Below are 16,880 nucleotides of genomic sequence, written 5' to 3'. Positions count from 1 at the left end.
CGCGCATGGAACCGACCGGCATCCTGCTCGCCGCCGGTCGGGGCCGCCGCTTCGATCCTGAAGGCAGGAACAACAAGCTGCTCCAGCAGCTCGCCGGCGGCGACCCCGTGGTGGTCGCCAGCGCGCGTCTTCTCCTCGCTTGTGTTCCCCGTGTGATTGCCGTCGTGCCGCCCGACGATGGCGGCGTCGCCGATCTCCTGCGCGCGCTCGGCTGCGAGGTCAGCTTGTGCCCGGAGGCCGATACCGGCATGGGCGCCTCGCTGGTGCACGCCATCCGCCATTCCTTGCCCGCCGAGGGCTGGCTGGTGGCGCTGGGCGACATGCCCTTCGTTCGGGCGGCCACCCTGGCTGCGCTGCGCGATGCCGTCGTGGGAGGCGCCGGCATCGCGGTCCCGGTCCATGGCGGACGGCGCGGCAATCCGGTCGCGTTCGCAGGCTCCCATCGTGACGCGCTGCTGGGCCTTGGCGGCGACCAGGGCGCACGCCGGCTGCTGCAGGCGCACCCGGTAACCGAGGTCGAGGTCGACGATCCGGGCATCCTTCGCGACATCGATACACCGGCGGACCTGCCAGGATGACATATGCATGTCAAAGTTTCCAGACGTGATCGAATCCGATTACACTAGGGAGCATATTCCGGTCGCATGATCATCCTATCAATATGAAAAAACCTTCCCAGAAAAAGAAGCCCGAGCAGCCAGCCATCCTCTACACGATCGTTCCGAAGGACCTGGCCGGCCACCTGTTCAATGTCACGGTCACGGTAGCGGCACCCAGCCCGGACGGACAGGTGTTCGCACTGCCTGCATGGATCCCGGGCAGCTACATGATTCGCGAGTTCGCCCGCAACATCGTGCGCATCCGCGCCGAGAGCGGCGGCCAGGACGTCCTGCTCACGAAACTGGACAAGCATTCCTGGCGCGCGGCGGGCGTCAGCGGCCCGCTGACCCTGCACTACGAGGTGTACGCCTGGGACCTGTCGGTGCGCGCCGCCCACCTCGACCAGACCCACGGCTTCTTCAACGGCACCAGCGTATTCCTGCGCGTGGTGGGGCAGGAGGACGTGGCGCACCAGGTCGACATCCAGCGCCCCGGCGATCCGCTCGCCAAGGGCTGGCGCGTGGCCACCGCGATGCGGGAGCTGGGCGCCAAGCGCTACGGCTTCGGCACCTATGCCGCGGCCAATTACGACGAACTGATCGACCATCCGGTCGAGATGGGCGAGTTCGAACTGGCTACCTTCAAGGCGCACGGCATCCCGCACGACATCGTCATCACCGGCCGCGTGCCGAACCTCGACATGGCGCGCCTGCAGGCCGACCTGAAAGCCATCTGCGAAACCCAGATCGCCTTCTTCGACCCGCAGGGCAAGCGCGCGCCGATGGACCGCTACGTGTTCATGACCATGGCGGTGGGCGACGGCTACGGCGGCCTCGAGCACCGCGCCTCCACCGCACTGATCTGCGCCCGCGCCGACCTGCCGAGCCTGGCGACGCCGAAGAGCGCCGAACCGGGCGAGGGCTACCTGCGCTTCCTGGGCCTGTGCAGCCACGAATACTTCCACACCTGGAACGTCAAGCGCATCAAGCCCGCCGTGTTCGCCCCCTACGACCTGCAGGTCGAGAACTATACGCCGCTGCTCTGGCTGTTCGAAGGCTTCACCAGCTACTACGACGACCTGATGCTGGTGCGCGCCGGGATCATCGGCGAAGCGACCTATTTCAAGCTGCTCTCGAAAACCATCGGCGGTGTCCTGCGCGGCAGCGGGCGCCTGAAGCAGAGCGTGGCCGATTCCAGCTTCGACGCCTGGAGCAAGTACTACCGCCAGGACGAAAATTCGCCGAACGCCATCATCAGCTACTACACCAAGGGTTCGCTGATCGGCCTGGCCTTCGACCTGACCATCCGCGCCAAGACCGGTGGCGCCAAATCGCTGGACGACGTGATGCTGGCGCTGTGGGAGCGCTTCGGACGCGACTTCTACAATGGCGCGGGCCGCGGCGTGACGGAAGCCGAAGTCGAGGCGATCTTCGACGAGGTGGCCGGAACCCGCCTGCGCACCCAGTTCGAACGCTGGGTCCGTGGCTTTGACGACCTGCCGCTGGCCAAGCTGTACGCCCCCTTCGGCCTCAAGCTGGTGGACGAGCGCAAGGGCGGCAAGCCCTCGCTCGACGCCAATATCGGCCGCGATCCGCTGGGCGCGAAGCTGAGCCAGGTCCATGAGGGCGGCGCCGCCCACCGCGCCGGCCTGTCGGCGCATGACGTCATCATCGCCATCGACGGCCTTCGCGCCAGCGGCAATCCGCCCAACGTCGATACCCTGCTGTGCCGCTACCGCGTGGGCGACAAGGTCAAGGTGCACGCCTTCCGCCGCGACGAGCTGATGGAGTTCGAGGTGACGCTGCAGGGCGACCGCGTACCCGGCATCACCCTGTCGCAAGCCGTCGCCGGCAAAAAATCGACAGCCCTGAAGCGCCCCAGCAGCATCTAACCGTAGGGTGGGCGGCTCGTAAATCGGGCCACTGGCCCGATTTACCCCACTCGTTCAACGTGAACTCGCACCGAGGCTCAATGAAATCTGCCCTGATCGCCGCCGTCCTCTCCCTCTGCGCAGCATCCGCATCCGCCCAGCTTCCCGCTGCCCTCAAATCCGACGTCAGCACGCGGGTGGGGGGCATGTACCCCTGGCTCGACACGGTCTACAAGGACCTGCACGCCAATCCGGAGATCGCCTTCCAGGAAGTGCGCACCGCCGGCAAGCTGGCTGTTGAAATGCGCAAGCTCGGCTTCGAGGTCACGGAAAAGGTGGGCAAGACCGGCATCGTCGCGGTCTTGAAGAACGGCGCCGGTCCTACGGTGCTGGTGCGCACGGAGATGGACGGCCTGCCGATGGAAGAGAAGACCGGCCTGCCGTACGCCAGCCGCGCAAAAACAGTGAGCGACGGCCGCGAAAGCTTCGTCACGCACAGCTGCGGCCACGACGTCCACATGGCCGGCTGGCTGGGCGCCGCGCGCACGCTGGCCGAGATGAAGGGCAAGTGGAAGGGCACGCTCGTGTTCATCGCCCAGCCGGCGGAAGAGATCGTGTCCGGCGCCAGGGCCATGCTGGACGACGGCCTGTTCAAGCGCTTCCCCAAGCCCGACTACGCGTTTGCCCTGCATTCCTGGCCGCTGGCCTACGGCACCGTCGGCTTCAACGCCGGCCCGGTTTCGTCGAACTCGGACGCGATCGAGATCGTGTTCAAGGGCCGCGGCGGCCACGGCTCGGCGCCGGACAAGTCGCTCGACCCGATCACCATTGCCGCGCGCTTCGTGGTGGACGTGCAGACCGTCGTCAGCCGCGAGAAGGATCCGAAGGAATTCGGCGTCGTGACCATCGGCGCGATCCAGGGCGGTACCGTCGGCAACATCATCCCGGACAGCGTGCAGGTGCGCGGCACCATCCGCTCCTACAGCCCGGCCGTGCGCGCCAAGCTGCTCGATGGCGTGCGCCGCGTGGCGAATGCCTCGGCCGCCATGGCCGGGGCGCCGGCGCCCGACGTGCAGCTGATCAGCGGCGGCGCGGCCATCGTCAACAGCGAAGCGCTGGTGAACAAGACCGAAGCCGTGTTCAAGGACGCGTTCGGCGCCGCCAACGCCCAGCGCATGCCGGCCATGACAGCCAGCGAAGACTTCTCGCTGTTCGTCAACGAGGGCGTGCCCTCGATGTTCTTCTTCACCGGCGTCTACGACCCGAAGGCCGTGGCGGAAGCGGAGCGCGAAGGCGGCAAGCCGATCGCCTTCAACCACTCGCCCTTCTACGCGCCGGTGCCGGAACCGTCGATCAAGACCGCGGCGCAGGCGATGAGCCTGGCGGTGTTGAACGTCCTCGGCCGCTGACGCCTTACTGGGGGCCGGCCAGGCTTCGTAGCTGGAAGCGGTAGTCGCGGTCGAACAGGAAGGTCTCCGAGAAGGTGATCGCGCTGCTGTTCGCGGCGAGCAACCCGTGGGGGCGCGGCAAGGGCCCGCTGCGCAGCATCGAGGCCAGCGCAACGCGCGAGGCATCCGGGTCGCGCGAGCGCTGCACCCGCACGTCAGTTAGTTGCCCGTCCCGGTCCACCGTGATGCTGACCACCACGATGGCCGGCAGCATGGGCGGCAGGCGCCCCCTGAAGCTGCGGTCGGCATTGCGTTCGAGGATGTGGCGCGCCACGTGCGCCTTGTAGGCGTCGAGCGTCAGCGATGGCGGTGGGGATGGCGCCGGCGTCGGTCCGGACACCGTCTCGATGGCGACCGTGCCGCGCTCTTCGACGGAGACAGGCGGCGGTGGGCTGGCGCATCCGGCCAGGAGGGCCAGCAGGGTGGCGAGAAGCGCTTTACTGCGAAGAGAAATGTTCATGGCGGATGAAGGTGCGTCGCAGGTTGGCGCCTCGGGGGCGCTTAGCTTCGACGCTGCTCATCATCCGGAGTTCCGTGCGCGTGCGATCCCGCGCTAGCCGAACAGCCTCTGCAATTCGACGCCCGGATCCGGCGCTCGCATGAAGGCTTCACCGACCAGGAAGGCGTGGACATCGGCCTCGCGCATCCGTTGCACATCGGCCGGGCCCATGATGCCCGATTCGGTCACCACCAGGCGCTCCGCCGGAATGCGCTCCAACAGGCCGAGGGTGGTGTCGAGCGACACCTCAAACGTGCGCAGGTTGCGGTTATTGATGCCCACCAGGCGGGTCTTGAGCTTCAGCGCCGCCGTCAGTTCCTCGCCGTCGTGCACCTCGACCAGCACGTCCATCCCCAGGTCATGGGCGCAGGCTTCCAGTTCCGCCATCAGGCCGTGGTCCAGCGCCGATACGATCAGGAGGATCGCATCCGCACCCATCGCACGCGCCTCGTACACCTGGTAGGGATCGACGATGAAGTCCTTGCGGATGACAGGCAGCGTGCAGGCCGCGCGCGCCTGGCGCAGGTAGTCGCTCGAACCCTGGAAGAACTGCACGTCGGTCAGCACCGACAGGCAGGCCGCGCCATGCGCCGCATAGCTCTGCGCGATCGCCGCCGGCTGGAAGTCGGGCCGCAGCACGCCTTTCGAGGGCGAGGCTTTCTTCACTTCCGCGATGATGCCGGCATGGCCCGCCGCGATCTTGTCGCGCAGGCTGTTCTCGAAGCCGCGGATGTCACGGCGTGCCTCGGCATCGCTTTCGACATCGCGGCGCAGGCTGTGAAGGTCGCGCTGCTTCTGGGCGGCGGCGACCTCGATGGCCTTGACGGCCAGGATCTTGTTGAGGATATCGGACATAGGAAAAGCCTTATTGCTTGGACAGTGCGAGCTTCACGCCGAGCCAGACGAACAGGCTGCCGGTGACGCGGTTGAGCCATAGCGAGACGCTCGGGTTCAGCTTGATGCGTTCGCTGGCCTTGGCCGTGCTCAAGGCCAGGCCGCAGCACCACAGCATGCCGTTGAAGTTGAAGATGCAGCCGAGGAGGATGAAGGCCAGCGCCTTGTTCGGCGCATCGGCATGGATGAATTGCGGGACGAAGGCCAGGAAGAACAGCGCCACCTTCGGATTGAGCACGTTGGTGAGAAAACCCTGCGCGAAGATCTTGCGGTAGGGGAGGGCGGGCAGGGCCGGCGCCACGCTCTTGCCGTCGCCTTTGCGGCTGCGCAGCAGGCCGACCGCCATGTAGAGGATGTAGGCGGCGCCCACCAGCTTCACCACGGTGAAGGCCGTTGCCGAGGTGGCGAGCACCGCCGACAGGCCGAGCGCCGCGGCGCAGATGTGCACCATCGTCCCGGCGCCGATGCCCAGCGAGGCCGCGACGCCGGCGCGCCAGCCCTGGGTGGCGCTGCGGGTCATGATCAGGAGCGAATCAGGACCCGGCATGATGTTCAGGAGCAGTCCGGAAATGATGAAGAGCGGGAGATCATGGATTCCGAACATGCTGTATTCCTTAGGAGAGGCCGCCGAGCTGGCGCGTGACGGTGACGAATTGCTTGAGCTTGGCCAGGGCCGCGCCGGACGCGATCGTAGCACGGGCTTTCGCCAATCCTTCCTCGATCGACGAAACAACCCCGGCCGCATACAGCGCGGTGCCGGCATTGAGCGCCACGATGTCGGTGGCCGGACCCGGTTCGCCGCGCAGCGCTTCCAGCACCCGCTCCTTCGACTCCGCGGTGTTGGCCACTTTCAGGTTGCGGCTCGAGATCATCGCCATGCCGAAGTCTTCCGGGTGGATCTCGTATTCGCGGATCTCGCCGTCGACCAGCTCGCCCACCAGGGTGCCGGCGCCGAGCGAGACCTCGTCCATGTTGTCACGGCCCCAGACCACCATCGCGTGCTGGGCGCCGAGGCGCTGCAGCACGCGCACCTGGATGCCGACCAGGTCGGGGTGGAACACGCCCATCAGGATGTTCGGCGCGCCGGCCGGATTGGTCAGGGGCCCCAGGATATTGAAGATGCTGCGCACGCCCAGTTCGCGGCGCACCGGCGCCACGTGCTTCATGGCGGCGTGGTGGTTGGGCGCGAACATGAAGCCGATGCCGGTCTGGGCGATCGACTGGGCGATCTGCTCCGGTTTCAGGTCGATCTGGGCGCCCAGCGATTCGATCAGGTCGGCGCTGCCCGAGGACGAGGACACGCTGCGCCCGCCGTGCTTGGCCACCCGGGCGCCGGCGGCGGCAGCCACGAACATCGCCGCGCTCGAGATGTTGAAGGTATGGGCGCCATCGCCTCCAGTGCCGACGATGTCGAGCAGGTTGGTGGTGTCGGCCATCGGCACCTTGGTCGAGAATTCGCGCATCACCTGCGCGGCGGCGGTGATCTCGCCGATGGTTTCCTTCTTGACGCGCAGGCCCATGGTCAGTGCCGCGACCATGGTCGGTGACATCTCGCCCGACATGATCTGGCGGAACAGATGCAGCATCTCGTCGTGGAAGATCTCACGGTGTTCGATACAGCGCAGCAGGGCTTCTTGTGGGGTGATCGGCATGGCGGGTCCAGTGTTTGAAAATCGTTTGCTAGTCGCTAGCACATCGCTCGCTCCGCGCCCTAAGCTCCGTCATTCCCGCGTAGGCGGGAATCCAAGTTCGCTGCGAACCACTAGCTCGAACAGTAGTGGCTGTTCACGCAAAATTGGGTTCCGGCCTTCGCCGGAACGACGGTCTTTAGGCTGGCAGTGAATCTCAGCGCGCGAGGAAGTTCTTGAACAGCGCGTGGCCGTGCTCCGACAGGATCGACTCGGGATGGAACTGCACCCCTTCGATGTCGTATTCCTTGTGGCGCACGCCCATGATCTCGCCGTCGTCGGTCCACGCGGTCACTTCCAGGCAGTCGGGCAGCGAAGCGCGCTCGATCGCGAGCGAGTGGTAGCGGATCACGGTGAAGGGACTCGGCAAGTCCTTGAACACGCCTTCGCCGGTGTGCGCGATCAGCGAGGTCTTGCCGTGCATGACCTGCTTGGCGCGGATGACCTTACCCCCAAACGCTTCGCCGATCGCCTGGTGGCCGAGGCATACGCCCAGGATCGGCAGCTTGCCCTTGAATTCGCGCAGGATGTCGAGCGAGATGCCGGCGTCTTTCGGCGCCTTCGGTCCCGGCGAGATGCAGATGCGCTCAGGCCCCAACGCTTCGATATCTTTCAAAGTGATCTCGTCGTTGCGCACCGTGCGCACGTCCTCGCCCAGCTCGCCCAGGTACTGGACGATGTTGTAGGTGAACGAGTCGTAGTTATCGATCATTAGCAGCATGTCAGAACTCCCCATCCAGGCCGTCCTGGACCTGTTCGGCCGCGCGCAGCACGGCGCGCGCCTTGTTTTCCGTTTCCTGCCATTCCATCTCGGGGATGGAATCGGCCACGATGCCGGCTGCGGCCTGCACGTACAGGTTGCCGTCCTTGATCACGCCGGTGCGGATCGCGATCGCCACGTCCATCTCGCCGCCAAACGACAGGTAGCCGCACGCGCCGCCGTAGATGCCGCGCTTGACCGGTTCGAGTTCGTCGATGACTTCCATCGCCCGCACTTTCGGCGCGCCGGTCAGGGTCCCGGCTGGGAAGGTAGCGCGCAGCACGTCCAGGTTCGACATGCCGTCTTTCAGCTTGCCTTCCACGTTGGAGACGATGTGCTGCACGTGCGAGTACTTCTCGATGACCATGCGGTCGGTGACCTTCACGCTGCCGGTGTCCGCAATGCGGCCGATGTCGTTGCGCGCCAGGTCGATCAGCATTACGTGCTCGGCGATCTCCTTCGGATCGGCCAGCAGTTCGGCCGCCAGTTCGGCATCGCGTTCCGGCGTCGCGCCACGCGTGCGGGTGCCGGCGATCGGGCGCAGCGTGACCTTCTTGCCGCCCTCGGGCAAGGCTTCGTTACGCACCAGGATCTCCGGCGAGGAGCCGACGATCTGCATGTCGCCGAAATTGTAGTAGTACATGTAGGGCGACGGGTTCAGCGAACGCAGCGAGCGGTACAGCGAGAGCGGCGAATCGACGTAAGGCTTGCGGATGCGCTGGCCGATCTGCACCTGCATCAGGTCGCCCGCCATCACGTATTCGTGGGCCCGCGCCACCGCCTTCAGATAGTCTTCCTTGCTGAAGTCGCGCACCTCCTGGGTACGCACCGAGCTCGAGGTCACCGGCGCATCCACGCTCCGGCGCAGCATCACGCGCAGGTCCTTCAGGCGCTGGCGCGCGCGTCCATAGGCTTCCGGATGCGAGGGATCGGCGTAGACGATCAGGTAGAGCTTGCCCGACAGGTTGTCGATCACCGCCAGTTCTTCGGTCAGCATCAGCTGGATGTCCGGCAGTCCCAGTTCGTCCGGCGGGCAGCTGTTTTCCAGCTTGCGCTCGATGTGGCGCACGGTGTCGTAGCCGAAGTAGCCGGCCAGGCCGCCGCAGAAACGCGGCATGCCGGGACGCAGGGCGACCTTGAAACGCGCCTGGTAAGCCTCGATGAATTCGAGCGGGTTGCCGTCGTGGGTCTCGATCACTTCGCCGTTCTTGACGACTTCGAGGCGCTTGCCGGTGCTGCGGATCAGCGTGGAAGCAGGCAGGCCGATGAAGGAAAAGCGGCCGAAGCGCTCGCCGCCGACCACCGATTCGAGCAGGAAGGTGTTCTTGCCGGTCTGCTGCGACTGGGCCAGCTTGAGGTAGAGCGTGAGCGGGGTTTCGAGGTCAGCAAAAGCTTCCGCGATCAAAGGAATGCGGTTGTAGCCCTGGTTGGCCAGCGATTTGAATTCGAGTTCGGTCATGCTTATCTCCAGACCGCCCAGGTGAAGGGAGGGGCGGTGGTTCACTTCAAAAAACCTGTCGGGCAAGCGCAGCCGACAGCAATCAAGACGGGTTAGTTAGCCCAGGATTGCCAGCGTCGCCACAGCCAGGCCTCAAGGGCGCCGGTCTGGTTGACAGTGTGTTTTTTGGTGAAAAACATGTATAGATGACTTATTTTGAGGTCTGGTTATGCGCAGATATGAGCGCGGCTGCGTCGAGCAGCGAAACCACTATACCATCAGATTTAATTTCTTGTATAGGCCGTCCGTGGTTATAACCATATGGCACGGTGAGCACGAAACAGCCCGCTGCGCGCGCCGCCTCGGCGTCGTTCGACGAGTCGCCGATTGCCACCACCTGCATCGGTGACAGGTCGAATGCGCTGCACACGCCCAGCAGCGGCATCGGGTCCGGCTTTTTCTTCGGGAAGGAATCGCCGCCGTAGACCAGCTCGAACCAGGGCGCCAGGCCTTTCTGCGCCAGCAGCGGCGTGGTGAAGGCCATCGGCTTGTTGGTGACGCAGGCCAGGCGCAGGCCCTGTTCCTTCATCGCCGCCAGGCCTTCGAGCACGCCGTCGAACAGCGTGCTGCGATCGCCGTTGATGGCAAGGTAGTGGCGCTGGTAGCCGGCCAGGGCCTCATCAAACACCGCGTCCACGCGCGCTGCATCCCAGTCGAGCAGCAGGGCGTCGCGCACCAGCTTTTCGGAGCCCTTGCCGACCAGCGGCTTGATGGTTTCTTGCGTGATCGGGGCGAGCCCCAGGTCGGCGCGCATGCCGTTCAGGGCCGCCTCGAAGTCGGGCACCGTATCCAACATGGTGCCGTCCAGGTCGATGATGACAGCCCGGATGCGTGCTGCGCCGCTCCGCATTACTTGCCGACCTTGGCCAGTTCGCCGCGCATCGCGTCGATCACGGCCTTGTAGTCCGGCTTGCCGAAGATAGCCGAACCGGCGACGAAGGTGTCGGCGCCCGCGGCGGCAGCTTCGGCGATGTTGTCGGCCTTGATGCCGCCATCGACCTCCAGCATGATGTCGCGGCCCGATTCATCGATCATGCGGCGCGCCAGCGCGATCTTCTTGAGGGCCTGCGGGATGAAGGACTGGCCGCCGAAGCCCGGGTTGACCGACATGATCAGGATCATGTCGATCTTGTCCATCACGTGCTCGAGGTAGTGCAGCGGGGTGTGGGGGTTGAACACCAGGCCGGCCTTGCAGCCGTTATCGCGGATCAGCTGCAGGGTGCGGTCGATGTGTTCCGACGCTTCCGGGTGGAAGGTGATGATGTTGGCGCCGGCCTTGGCGAAGTCCGGGATGATGCGGTCGACCGGCTTGACCATCAGGTGCACGTCGATCGGCACCTGCACGTGCGGGCGGATCGCCTGGCACACCAGCGGGCCGATGGTCAGGTTCGGGACGTAGTGGTTGTCCATCACGTCGAAGTGGATGATGTCGGCGCCGGCGGCGACGACATTGCGCACTTCCTCGCCGAGGCGGGCGAAATCGGCGGACAGGATGCTGGGGGCGATGCGGTAGGTAGTCATGAAAGGTCGTGCTGGATAAATGAAGCCGCTATTTTACGCCGATGAGGCGTCCGCATGCTCCGGGTGCTGCGCCCCAGAATGGCGCTGCGCGGTATGATTGTCGTTTGCGCCATACAGGGCGCTTGTGCAATGTTGACGATCACGCAAGGAAAGCCGATGTCCGCCTATGAATTCGCTGTCTCCGTCAGGACCCAGTACCTGCCGGAGCAGTCCAACCCGGAGCGGGACCAGTTCGTGTTCAGCTACACCATCACGATCAGGAACACGGGCAGCATCGCCGCCCAGCTGATCTCGCGCCACTGGGTCATCACCGACGCCGCCAACCAAGTGCAGGAAGTGCGCGGCCTCGGCGTGGTCGGCCACCAGCCGCTGCTGCAGCCGGGCCAGCAGTTCGAATACACCAGCGGCACCCAGGTCGGCACGCCGCAAGGCTCGATGTATGGCGAATACTTCTGCGTGGCCGAGGATGGCCACCGCTTCGAAGTCCCGATTCCCGAGTTCGTGCTGGCGCAGCCGGGCGCGCTGCACTGATTATTTTTGATTGACGTCGCGGCCCTCGTCGGGCCGCTCTTTTCGCACCGGCTCGTCTTCCGGAATGTCCTTGCGGCCGGCGAACATCGTCCACCACACGATAAAGACGAGCAGGAACATCGCCACGCCGGCTTCCACCATCAAGATCCACATATCGGTCCTTATGTCCTCATGCCATTACCACGCCGCAGTGTAACCGCTTCGCTTGCCCTCGTCGCCTTTTTGGCGGCCTGTTCGACCACCACGCCGCAGCCGCAACCACCGGTGCGCATGCCGGCGCCGGTCGGCCCGGTCTACGTGCCGGAGCAGCCGACGCCCCCGCCTGTGCAGCCGACCCCGCCGGTGCAGCCGCCGGCGCCCACGCCCTTGATGACGCCGACCACCTTCGGCGCCTTGCCGGGCTGGGAACAGGACGACCTGCGCCAGGCCATGCCGGCCTTCCTGCAGTCCTGCCGCGGCCTGGCCAACAAGGCCGACTGGAAAGCGGTGTGCGCGGCCGCCCGCGCCCTCGATGCGGGCGATGGCACGGCCGTGCGGCGCTTCTTCGAGACCTGGTTCGTGCCGAACCTGGTGCGCGCCGCCGATGGCGCCGATACGGGCCTGATCACCGGTTACTACGAAGCGATGCTGTATGGGTCGCGCAAGCGCGGCGGCGCCTACCAGACCCCGCTCTACCGGGTGCCGGACGACCTGCTTACCGTCGACCTGGGCAGCCTCTACCCGCAGCTCAAGGGGATGCGCCTGCGCGGGCGCTTGTCCGGCAAGACCGTGGTCCCGTACAGCAGCCGCGCCGAGATCGCGCGCGCCCCTTTCAACGGCAAGGAACTGCTGTGGGTGAACGATCCGGTGGAGGCCTTCTTCCTCGAAGTGCAGGGCTCGGGACGGGTGCAGTTCGAGAGCGGCGAGACCGTGCGCGTTGCCTACGCCGACCAGAACGGTCATCCCTACAAGGCGATTGGCCGCTGGCTGGTGGAGCAGGGCGAACTCACGGCGGAGCAGGCCACGGCCCAGGGCATCCGCGCCTGGATCGTCGCCAATCCGAACCGGCGCCAGGAGCTGTTCAACGTGAACCCCAGCTATATCTTCTTCCGCGAAGAAAAGCTGCCGGATCCCTCGCTTGGGCCGAAGGGCGCGCTGGGCGTGCCGCTCACGCCTGGCCGCTCGGTGGCGATCGACCCTTCCTTCATCCCGCTCGGCGCGCCGCTGTTCCTGGCGACGACGGAAGCGGCCAGCGAAGTGCCGATGCAGCGCCTGATGATGGCGCAGGACACCGGCGGCGCGATCCGCGGCGCGGTGCGGGCCGACTTCTTCTATGGTTTCGGCCCGGATGCAGTCGACCGCGCGGGCAAGATGAAGCAGCGCGGCCAGGTCTGGGTGCTGCTGCCGCGTCCCGCACCCTGATCGATCACGCGTTCGCTTCCCTCAGGCGCGTGCCGAACACACCGCCGGCCGCCAGCAGCACGGCGCCGGCGGCGATGCAGCCCAGGCCCGTGCGCACACCGAAGCCTTCGCCCAGCGCGCCCGCCAGCAGGGCGCCGAGGGGCGCCGCGGCCACGGTCAGCGCGCGCATCGTCGCCACCATCCGGCCCAGCACCGCGTCCGGCGTCACGCGCTGGCGCAGGGCGATGTAGGGCACGAAGAACAGCGTCGCGCCGCAGTCGATCCAGAACACCACCATCGCGTAGGCGGCCACCGTCCATCCCGCGCTGCCGAACAGCGCCGCCGGGATCGCCGGGACCAGGGCGAAGCCCAGCGCCGACACGCACAGCCCGACCAGGATGCCGCCGCCGGTGCCGAAACGCTTCGACAGCGGCTTGACCAGCAGCGAAGCCGCCAGCACGCCCAGGCCACCAAGCATGTTCGCCATCCCCATGGTCCCCGCGCTCATGCCGAGTACGCGCGTGGCGAAGATCACGTGCAGGGCGGTGTAGCCGTAGAAAAGCAGGTGCCAGCAAGCGGATACCCAGGCCAAGGTGCGCAGCAGCGGCTGGCGCCACACAAAAGCCAGGCCTTCCTGGATGTCGCGCAGCGGATGCGCGTTCGACGGCGGCGGCTGCGGTTCGCGTGCCCGGATGCGGCGCAGGTTGAGCAGCGAGACGATGAAGCCGGCGACGTTGCAGAGGATCGCGATCGGCGCGCCCAGCAGCTGCACCAGGCCGCCCGCCATGCCGGGGCCGACGACACGCGCCGCCGATTCCGTGGCCGCGAACTTCGACTGCGCGTCGACCAGGCCTTCGCGTCCGACCAGGAAGGTGAGGAAGACCTGCTCCGCGCTGCCGCCCACCACGTGGCCGGCGCCGATCACGAAACCGACCGCGTACAGCCAGTGGATGCTCAGGATGCCGAGCCACCAGGCCAGCGGCACGCTGGCGAGCGCGATCGCCACCACAGCATCGCTCGCCATCATGACCGGCAGGCGCCGGCTGCGGTCCAGCAGCACGCCCGAGGGCAGGCCGAAGAGCAGGAAGGGCAGGGATTCGAAGGCGGCCAGGGTGCCCATCTGCGCCGGCGTCGCGTGCAGCATCAGGACCGCGCAGATCGGCAGGGCGAGCAGGGTGATCTGGGCGCCGAAGTGGGCCAGGATGCTGCTGAACCAGAAGCGGCGGAAATCGGGTTTGCGCATCACCGAATCGGCGGGGATGCGCTGCCGGAGCCATTGGGTGACGAACGGAGGAATAGTGATCTCGCACAGAATATTGCTGAACAAACGATCATACCGTGTTTGCTGGGGCGCGAGACGTTACAATCCCGGCAATCCGTCCAACCTGACAAGGGAAAGCCACATGGAATATGCAGATCTGCTGATCGAAAACCACGGCAAGGTCGTCGTGATCCGCCTGAACCGTCCGAAGGCCATGAATGCGCTGAACGACAACATGATGAACGAGCTGGGCGAGGCGCTGCACAAGTTCGACGCCGACCCGGCAGTGAACGTGATCGTCCTGACCGGCAGCGACAAGGTCTTCGCGGCCGGCGCCGACATTGCGGCCATGGCGAACTACACCTACGCGGCCGATACCTATCCGGGCAACTACATCGGCCGCAACTGGGAGCACATCCTGAATATCCGCAAGCCGGTGGTCGGCGTGGTGTCGGGCTACTGCCTGGGCGGAGGCTGCGAACTGGCCATGATGTGCGACTTCCTCATCGCGGCCGACAACGCCAAGTTCGGCCAGCCGGAAATCAAGGTCGGCGTGACCCCGGGCGCCGGCGGCACCCAGCGCCTGCCGCGCGCCATCTCCAAGTCGAAGGCGATGGACATGCTGCTCACCACCCGCATGATCGATGCCGCTGAAGCCGAGCGCACCGGCCTGGTGTCGCGCGTGTACCCGGCCGACAGCGTGATGGAAGAAGCGGTCAAGATCGCCCAGGGCATCGCCGACATGCCGGTGTCGGTGGCCATGCAGATCAAGGATTGCGTCAACCAGGCGTACCAGATGCCGCTGACCGAAGGCGTGCGCTACGAGCGCCGCTACTTCCACGCCGGTTTCGGCACCCCTGCGCAGAAAGAAGGCATGTCGGCCTTCCTCGAGAAGCGCAAGCCGAACTTCGAAGGCATGTAAATGAAAGCGGCGCTGCGGCGAGGAGCGGCGGCGCTGGTCGTCGTCGCCGTCGCGGTGTACGGCTGCAGCGCGCTGCCGCCGCTGGGGCAGCGCACCGCCAGCGTGGCGCTGGAGGGCCTCGACGCCACGCCGCTGGGCCAGGCGATCGCCCCGCTCGCCGCCGCGCATCCCGGACGTTCCGGCGTCCATCCCCTGGTCGACGGCCGCGACGCCTTCGCGGCGCGCGTGCTGCTGACCCACAGCGCCCAGCGCAGCCTCGACGTCCAGTATTACATCTGGCGCGACGACCTGACCGGCACCCTGATGCTGGACGCACTGCGCAGCGCCGCGGCGCGCGGTGTGCGCGTGCGCCTGCTGCTGGACGATAACAATACCGGCGGACTCGATCCCGTTCTCGCCGCCCTCGACCGCCATCCCAACATCGAGGTGCGCCTGTTCAATCCCTTCGCCATGCGGCGCTGGCGCGGGCTCGGTTACCTCACCGATTTCAGCCGGCTCAATCGCCGCATGCACAACAAGTCCTTCACCGTCGACAACCAGGTGGCCATCGTCGGCGGGCGCAACGTTGGGGACGAGTACTTCGGCGCCGCCGGTGACATGCTGTTCGTCGACCTCGACGTGATGGCGGTCGGGCCGGTGGTGCGCGAGGTATCGCGGGATTTCGACAAATACTGGAACAGTGCGTCCGCCTATCCTGTCACGGCATTGGTGGACGCCGCCGATGCCGAGCCTCTGGAGGCCTTGCCCGAACGGGCCACCGCGTTTCGCAGGCAGCCCGAGGCACGGCGCTACCTGGAGGCGATCGCCACCTCGCCCTTCGTCGGCCAACTCCAGCGGCAGCAGCTGCCGCTGGAGTGGAACCTTACGCGCCTGGTCAGCGATCCGCCGGCGAAAGTGCTGGGCGAGGTCGAGCCGGGAGAACGCTTGGCCGATGGCCTGCGCACGCTGCTGGGAGAGCCGAAGCAGGAGGTCGACCTGGTCTCTCCTTATTTTGTTCCCAGCAAGGCCGCGGCAAAGTCGCTGGGCGACTTCGCCCGTAACGGGGTGCGGGTACGGGTGCTGACCAACTCGCTGGAGGCGACCGATGTCGCAGCGGTACACGCCGGGTATGCGAAATGGCGGCGCGAACTGCTCGAAGCCGGCATCTTGCTATATGAGTTGCGCCGTAGCGCAGGGCCGGCGCTTCCCGATACGGGGAAGGGACGCTTCGGCAGCTCCGCTTCCAGCTTGCATGCCAAGACCTTCGGCGTCGATGAGCGGACCGTGTTCATCGGCTCCTTTAATATGGACAGGCGCTCGGTCGACCTGAATACCGAGATGGGATTCGTGATCGACAGCCCGCCAATGGCGGGGCGCTTGAGCCAGACGCTGGACGAAAACATGCCGGAACGCGCCTACGAGGTCCGCATGGACGAGCAGGGCAGGTTGTACTGGCTCGAGCGTGCAGATGGAAAGCTGCGGCGGCATGACCAGGAGCCGGGGACGACAATTTGGCAGCGTGCCGGTGTCCAGATACTGTCCTTGTTGCCGATCGACTGGCTTCTCTAAAAAAAGATCGCGCGAGATCTTGCGGGACGACCGGGCGGTTTGCTATAGTTCGCCTCCTCTTCGGAACGACCGAAAAAGCCAACAAAATCAGATGGTTAAGTTGGCAAGGTTGGCAGAGAAAATCTGCAACGAAGAAAAATGAGGGACTTGACGATTGTCGCGAAACACTGCATAATCTCACTTCTCTGCTGCTGACGAACACAACGCTTCGCACGGTGCAGCAAGGTAGTACAGAATACCGATCTTTAACAATCAACAGTCGATAAGTGTGGGCGTTTGATGAAGGTGCCAGCTGACTTGTTCAGCTGCATACTTAAATTATCAAATGTTCACAAAAGTATTAAGCGTTGTCCCAGCAATGGGATAACGGTCAGTATCTTGAGTGAGCGACTCGGTAGCAATACCGATGGCAGCAATGCCAACAAACAGAGATTGAACTGAAGAGTTTGATCCTGGCTCA

At 65.5% G+C, this 16,880-nt stretch carries 17 protein-coding genes; 7 read left to right on the top strand and 10 right to left on the bottom strand.

Annotated elements, in window-relative coordinates:
- Nucleotides 1-5: 5 nt before the first annotated feature.
- From GV068_RS06800 to GV068_RS06790, 3 genes are all read left to right on the top strand, one after another.
- Nucleotides 6-578: an NTP transferase domain-containing protein gene (locus tag GV068_RS06800; RefSeq protein ID WP_159696614.1), complete on the top strand. Its 573-nt coding sequence runs from the start codon at nucleotides 6-8 to the stop codon at nucleotides 576-578.
- A gap of 83 nt (nucleotides 579-661) precedes the next feature.
- A complete protein-coding gene (locus tag GV068_RS06795) occupies nucleotides 662-2,491 on the top strand; it encodes a M61 family metallopeptidase (RefSeq protein WP_159696613.1) in 1,830 nt (609 codons plus the stop codon).
- 80 nt (nucleotides 2,492-2,571) lie between these two features.
- Nucleotides 2,572-3,879 (top strand): amidohydrolase, encoded by a 1,308-nt coding sequence (locus tag GV068_RS06790; protein ID WP_159696612.1) that lies wholly within the window; start codon nucleotides 2,572-2,574, stop codon nucleotides 3,877-3,879.
- Nucleotides 3,880-3,883: 4 nt separating this feature from the next.
- Here GV068_RS06790 and GV068_RS06785 read toward each other — a convergent pair whose 3' ends face one another.
- The 8 genes from GV068_RS06785 to rpe form a co-directional block, all read right to left on the bottom strand.
- Complete coding sequence (locus tag GV068_RS06785; protein ID WP_159696611.1) at nucleotides 3,884-4,378, bottom strand: TonB C-terminal domain-containing protein; 495 nt, start codon at nucleotides 4,376-4,378, stop codon at nucleotides 3,884-3,886.
- 93 nt (nucleotides 4,379-4,471) lie between these two features.
- Nucleotides 4,472-5,272: an indole-3-glycerol phosphate synthase TrpC gene (gene trpC / locus GV068_RS06780; protein ID WP_159696610.1), complete on the bottom strand. Its 801-nt coding sequence runs from the start codon at nucleotides 5,270-5,272 to the stop codon at nucleotides 4,472-4,474.
- Between the two features lie 10 nt (nucleotides 5,273-5,282).
- A complete protein-coding gene (locus GV068_RS06775) occupies nucleotides 5,283-5,915 on the bottom strand; it encodes a LysE family translocator (protein ID WP_159696609.1) in 633 nt (210 codons plus the stop codon).
- Between the two features lie 10 nt (nucleotides 5,916-5,925).
- Complete coding sequence (gene trpD, locus GV068_RS06770) at nucleotides 5,926-6,963, bottom strand: anthranilate phosphoribosyltransferase (protein WP_159696608.1); 1,038 nt, start codon at nucleotides 6,961-6,963, stop codon at nucleotides 5,926-5,928.
- A gap of 193 nt (nucleotides 6,964-7,156) precedes the next feature.
- A complete protein-coding gene (locus GV068_RS06765; protein ID WP_159696607.1) occupies nucleotides 7,157-7,720 on the bottom strand; it encodes an aminodeoxychorismate/anthranilate synthase component II in 564 nt (187 codons plus the stop codon).
- Nucleotide 7,721: 1 nt separating this feature from the next.
- The gene (trpE, locus tag GV068_RS06760) at nucleotides 7,722-9,218 is read right to left on the bottom strand and encodes an anthranilate synthase component I (protein ID WP_159696606.1); all 1,497 of its coding nucleotides are present in this window, start codon (nucleotides 9,216-9,218) and stop codon (nucleotides 7,722-7,724) included.
- Nucleotides 9,219-9,408: 190 nt separating this feature from the next.
- Entirely contained in the window at nucleotides 9,409-10,107 is a 699-nt protein-coding gene (locus GV068_RS06755; RefSeq protein ID WP_159696605.1) for a phosphoglycolate phosphatase, read from the bottom strand.
- Complete coding sequence (gene rpe / locus GV068_RS06750; protein WP_159696604.1) at nucleotides 10,107-10,778, bottom strand: ribulose-phosphate 3-epimerase; 672 nt, start codon at nucleotides 10,776-10,778, stop codon at nucleotides 10,107-10,109. Before rpe ends, GV068_RS06755 begins: the two co-directional genes overlap by 1 nt.
- A 156-nt stretch (nucleotides 10,779-10,934) precedes the next feature.
- On the opposite strand from rpe, the gene apaG reads away from it, so the two are divergent.
- On the top strand, nucleotides 10,935-11,309 hold the full coding sequence (gene apaG, locus GV068_RS06745; protein WP_159696603.1) for a Co2+/Mg2+ efflux protein ApaG: 375 nt from the start codon (nucleotides 10,935-10,937) through the stop codon (nucleotides 11,307-11,309).
- On the opposite strand, the gene GV068_RS24910 is transcribed toward apaG, so the two are convergent.
- Nucleotides 11,310-11,462 carry a hypothetical protein gene (locus GV068_RS24910; protein WP_201303250.1) on the bottom strand — a complete coding sequence of 51 codons (153 nt, stop codon included), beginning with the start codon at nucleotides 11,460-11,462 and terminating at the stop codon, nucleotides 11,310-11,312. It abuts the gene before it with no gap.
- Between the two features lie 18 nt (nucleotides 11,463-11,480).
- Between GV068_RS24910 and GV068_RS06740 the strand changes: the two genes are divergently transcribed.
- Nucleotides 11,481-12,710 carry a murein transglycosylase A gene (locus GV068_RS06740; RefSeq protein WP_159696602.1) on the top strand — a complete coding sequence of 410 codons (1,230 nt, stop codon included), beginning with the start codon at nucleotides 11,481-11,483 and terminating at the stop codon, nucleotides 12,708-12,710.
- 4 nt (nucleotides 12,711-12,714) lie between these two features.
- Here GV068_RS06740 and GV068_RS06735 read toward each other — a convergent pair whose 3' ends face one another.
- Nucleotides 12,715-13,932 carry an MFS transporter gene (locus GV068_RS06735; protein WP_159696601.1) on the bottom strand — a complete coding sequence of 406 codons (1,218 nt, stop codon included), beginning with the start codon at nucleotides 13,930-13,932 and terminating at the stop codon, nucleotides 12,715-12,717.
- Nucleotides 13,933-14,092: 160 nt separating this feature from the next.
- On the opposite strand from GV068_RS06735, the gene GV068_RS06730 reads away from it, so the two are divergent.
- Both GV068_RS06730 and GV068_RS06725 read left to right on the top strand, forming a co-directional pair.
- A complete protein-coding gene (locus GV068_RS06730; RefSeq protein WP_159696600.1) occupies nucleotides 14,093-14,872 on the top strand; it encodes an enoyl-CoA hydratase in 780 nt (259 codons plus the stop codon).
- Nucleotides 14,873-16,420, top strand: coding sequence for a phospholipase D family protein (locus GV068_RS06725; protein ID WP_159696599.1), 1,548 nt, complete (start codon nucleotides 14,873-14,875; stop codon nucleotides 16,418-16,420).
- The last annotated feature ends 460 nt before the right edge of the window (nucleotides 16,421-16,880 follow it).

The sequence above is a fragment of the Massilia sp. 9I genome, from assembly GCF_902506415.1.
In the GTDB taxonomy this organism is placed as follows: Bacteria; Pseudomonadota; Gammaproteobacteria; order Burkholderiales; family Burkholderiaceae_D; genus Telluria.
The sequence above is the reverse complement of the archived record's forward strand: the minus strand, read 5'-3'. Positions and strand labels throughout refer to the sequence as shown.

Excerpts from the sequence above, each read along its gene's own strand:
- GV068_RS06800 (WP_159696614.1), top strand. The coding sequence starts at position 6 with ATGGAACCGACCGGCATCCTGCTCGCCGCCGGTCGGGGCCGCCGCTTC.
- GV068_RS06795 (WP_159696613.1), top strand. The coding sequence starts at position 662 with ATGAAAAAACCTTCCCAGAAAAAGAAGCCCGAGCAGCCAGCCATCCTC.
- GV068_RS06790 (WP_159696612.1), top strand. The coding sequence starts at position 2,572 with ATGAAATCTGCCCTGATCGCCGCCGTCCTCTCCCTCTGCGCAGCATCC.
- GV068_RS06785 (WP_159696611.1), bottom strand. The coding sequence starts at position 4,378 with ATGAACATTTCTCTTCGCAGTAAAGCGCTTCTCGCCACCCTGCTGGCC.
- trpC (WP_159696610.1), bottom strand. The coding sequence starts at position 5,272 with ATGTCCGATATCCTCAACAAGATCCTGGCCGTCAAGGCCATCGAGGTC.
- GV068_RS06775 (WP_159696609.1), bottom strand. The coding sequence starts at position 5,915 with ATGTTCGGAATCCATGATCTCCCGCTCTTCATCATTTCCGGACTGCTC.
- trpD (WP_159696608.1), bottom strand. The coding sequence starts at position 6,963 with ATGCCGATCACCCCACAAGAAGCCCTGCTGCGCTGTATCGAACACCGT.
- GV068_RS06765 (WP_159696607.1), bottom strand. The coding sequence starts at position 7,720 with ATGCTGCTAATGATCGATAACTACGACTCGTTCACCTACAACATCGTC.
- trpE (WP_159696606.1), bottom strand. The coding sequence starts at position 9,218 with ATGACCGAACTCGAATTCAAATCGCTGGCCAACCAGGGCTACAACCGC.
- GV068_RS06755 (WP_159696605.1), bottom strand. The coding sequence starts at position 10,107 with ATGCGGAGCGGCGCAGCACGCATCCGGGCTGTCATCATCGACCTGGAC.
- rpe (WP_159696604.1), bottom strand. The coding sequence starts at position 10,778 with ATGACTACCTACCGCATCGCCCCCAGCATCCTGTCCGCCGATTTCGCC.
- apaG (WP_159696603.1), top strand. The coding sequence starts at position 10,935 with ATGTCCGCCTATGAATTCGCTGTCTCCGTCAGGACCCAGTACCTGCCG.
- GV068_RS24910 (WP_201303250.1), bottom strand. The coding sequence starts at position 11,462 with ATGTGGATCTTGATGGTGGAAGCCGGCGTGGCGATGTTCCTGCTCGTC.
- GV068_RS06740 (WP_159696602.1), top strand. The coding sequence starts at position 11,481 with ATGCCATTACCACGCCGCAGTGTAACCGCTTCGCTTGCCCTCGTCGCC.
- GV068_RS06735 (WP_159696601.1), bottom strand. The coding sequence starts at position 13,932 with ATGCGCAAACCCGATTTCCGCCGCTTCTGGTTCAGCAGCATCCTGGCC.
- GV068_RS06730 (WP_159696600.1), top strand. The coding sequence starts at position 14,093 with ATGGAATATGCAGATCTGCTGATCGAAAACCACGGCAAGGTCGTCGTG.
- GV068_RS06725 (WP_159696599.1), top strand. The coding sequence starts at position 14,873 with ATGAAAGCGGCGCTGCGGCGAGGAGCGGCGGCGCTGGTCGTCGTCGCC.